Origin of the sequence: Massilia sp. CT11-108 (assembly GCF_047302915.1) — a bacterium.
Taxonomy (GTDB): Bacteria; Pseudomonadota; Gammaproteobacteria; order Burkholderiales; family Burkholderiaceae_D; genus Telluria; species Telluria orientalis.
Genome location: NZ_JBKYMO010000940.1, coordinates 1 through 1211, shown reverse-complemented (window position 1 = coordinate 1211; position 1211 = coordinate 1). Strand labels below are relative to the sequence as shown.

Below are 1211 nucleotides of genomic sequence, written 5' to 3'. Positions count from 1 at the left end.
CGGCGCGTAACATCAGCCGGAGACGAGCGCCAGCAACGCATCCCGGTCGGCCGCCTGCTGGCGCTGGGCCGTGACGCGGTCCCACAGCAGGAACATGCCGTACGCCCATTGCGCCACCAATTCCGCTTCCCCGGCCGGCCGCGTCGACGCGCTGCCCAGCAGGCGTTCGATCTCCGTGCGCGTCTGGGTCGTGACCTGCTCGTAATTCCACGCGCCCTTCGGCCGCATCTTCTGGCGGGCGCGGTAGCGGCGGGCCCGCTCGGCGTCGCTGAGCTTGTCCTCCTTCGGCGGACGGCCGCGCTTCTTCGCCAGCGCCGCGTCGAGCGGCAATTCGATCGTGCTCAGGTCTTCCGGTTGCTTCATGGTGCGGTCGAGAATGATTGTCGCTCTATTATTCGTGACGCATTTCAATAAAGCAATAGGGAACCGTGCGCGCCGCGGCCTGCCTAACGGTGCGGGAGGGTCATCCAACCCCTTGTGCCGGGAGGTCTCATGGCAACCAATCACATCGCAATCGCCTGCCAGGGCGGCGGCAGCCACGCCGCGTACACGGGCGGCGTCCTTCCGATCCTGCTGGAACAATTCGACAACCGTGGCGACGAGGACGGCGCCGCCCGCACGGCGCTCGTCGCGATCAGCGGCACGTCCGGCGGCGCCATCAGCGCGCTGCTCGGCTGGTACGGCTTCATCACGGGCGGCGCGCCGGAGGCCGGGCGGCGGCTGGACGCGTTCTGGCAGGGCAATTCCGCGCTCGGCCTCGTCGAGTCGACGGTCAATCACGTCTGCCGCGGCCTTGCCGACCTGGCCGCGCTGGGCGGCTGGGACATCAAATCCAGCCCGTACGTTGGGCCGCTCGCGGGCATGGAGCTATGGAACGCGACCGCGTGGCCGGCGCTGGCCCGCATGCTCGGGCCGGACAATCCCTGGATGCGCCCCGACTTCTTTTCGCTGCCGGCGCTGCTGCGCCCGGGCGTGGACTGGCCGCTCGTCGCGCTGCTGGGCGAGTTCGCCAGTATTCCGGCCGAGGTGGAGCGCTGGCTGCGCAGCGACCTGGAGGCGGCCATGTTCCCGCCCACGGCACCCTGCCAGGAACGCTACCGGGCGGACCGGGGCGCGGTCGAGGGCCGCATTGCGAACAAGCTCGGCGCCGCCGACCGCCTGCGCGCGCGCATGGCGCAGATCGGCGTCCAGCCCGGCAGCCTGCTCCACGC

General features: G+C 70.4%; 1 protein-coding gene and 1 pseudogene. One reads left to right on the top strand and one right to left on the bottom strand.

Features of this window, described 5'->3' with window-relative positions:
- Positions 1-12 precede the first annotated feature (12 nt).
- Positions 13-363, bottom strand: coding sequence for a hypothetical protein (locus tag ACEN88_RS32190; protein ID WP_413346276.1), 351 nt, complete (start codon positions 361-363; stop codon positions 13-15).
- 129 nt (positions 364-492) lie between these two features.
- On the opposite strand from ACEN88_RS32190, the pseudogene ACEN88_RS32185 reads away from it, so the two are divergent.
- A pseudogene (locus tag ACEN88_RS32185) lies at positions 493-1211 on the top strand (hypothetical protein); the annotation flags it as partial.

Excerpts from the sequence above, each read along its gene's own strand:
- ACEN88_RS32190 (WP_413346276.1), bottom strand. The coding sequence starts at position 363 with ATGAAGCAACCGGAAGACCTGAGCACGATCGAATTGCCGCTCGACGCG.